Source organism: Mesorhizobium sp. M7A.F.Ca.US.014.04.1.1 (assembly GCF_003998745.1).
GTDB classification, from domain to species: domain Bacteria; phylum Pseudomonadota; class Alphaproteobacteria; order Rhizobiales; family Rhizobiaceae; genus Mesorhizobium; species Mesorhizobium ciceri.
The window spans coordinates 1-1,155 of sequence record NZ_RZRW01001066.1; the positions used below are offsets into that span (position 1 = coordinate 1).

Sequence of the window (1,155 nt, forward strand, 5' to 3'; positions counted from 1 at the left end):
GGTCCTGCAGGGCCGCGTCCGCATCGGCTGCCTTGTTGGCCGCGTCTGTGTCTACGAGCACGGATGCCTCATTGGTCATCACCTCCTTGAGGATCGCGGCGACGGACTTCCGCTTTGCAAACCACTGGCGGCGGATCTTCGTCAGCAGCCTGGTCGCATCGGTCTTGTCGAGCAGGATCGCCCGCGTAGACCAGCGGTAGGGGAAGGCAAGCGCATTGAGATCGTCGAGGATCCCCGGAAAGGTGGTAGTCGGGAACCCGATGATGGTCAGCGTGCGCAGATGTGTGTCGCCCAGTCGCGGCTCCAGTCCACCGGCAAGCGGCTGGTCGACCAGAAGTGCGTCGAGATGCATCGGTGTTTCCGGAACACGGACACGATGACGCCTGGTCGAGACCGTCGAGTGCAGGTAGGTCAGTGTCTCGCCGTCATCGAGCCATGCAGCTTCCGGAACAAAGCCTTCGACCAGATCCAGCACACGGTCAGTACGGTCGACGAAGCTCTTTAGCAGTTCCCGTGGATCGACGCCGGTCTTTTCCCGGCCTTCGTAAAGCCAGTTCTCCATCCGCGAGACATCCTCGGCCGGCGGAAGCCAAACGAAGCTGAGAAAATAGCTGCTCTCGAACAGCTCTCCGTTTGGTTGACGGCTCCACTGCAACGATCCCCGGCCGTTGGCACTTTCGAACTGCTCGCGCCGTTCGATGTCGAGAAGCGCCGATGCGGAATCCGGAAACCGGCTGTCCGGATATGTGGCAGCGGGGTTGCGCTGCGCTTCGATGAAGATCGCCCCCCCCGAGCCTAGACGGCGGAGAGCGCCGTTCAGCCGAGCGGTTGTGCCGACGAGTTCCGCCGGCGTGGCAGAATCCAGATCGGGACCGCGGAACCGGGCGGTTCTCTGGAAGCTGCCATCCTTGTTGAGCACCACGCCTGGTGCAAGCAGTGCTGCCCAGGGAAGATAGTCGGCGAGGCTGGACGGGCGTCTGCGGTATTCGGCGAGATTCATCATTCACAAACCCTCAGCAGCCGAAATGCGCGGGATAGCGAAGGTGCCGGCGAACGACGTCGACGAACTGCGCGTCGCGCTTGGCCGCCCAGACGGCGGCGAAATGACCGATCGCCCAGATGGCGAGACCTGCAATCCAAAGACGCAGACCAAGC

At 62.6% G+C, this 1,155-nt stretch carries 2 pseudogenes; both read right to left on the reverse strand.

The annotated features are described in order from the left end of the window. Window positions 1-1,003, reverse strand: a pseudogene (locus tag EOA22_RS34505) (conjugal transfer protein TrbE); the annotation flags it as partial. A gap of 10 nt (window positions 1,004-1,013) precedes the next feature. Then, a pseudogene (locus tag EOA22_RS39335) lies at window positions 1,014-1,155 on the reverse strand (conjugal transfer protein); the annotation flags it as partial.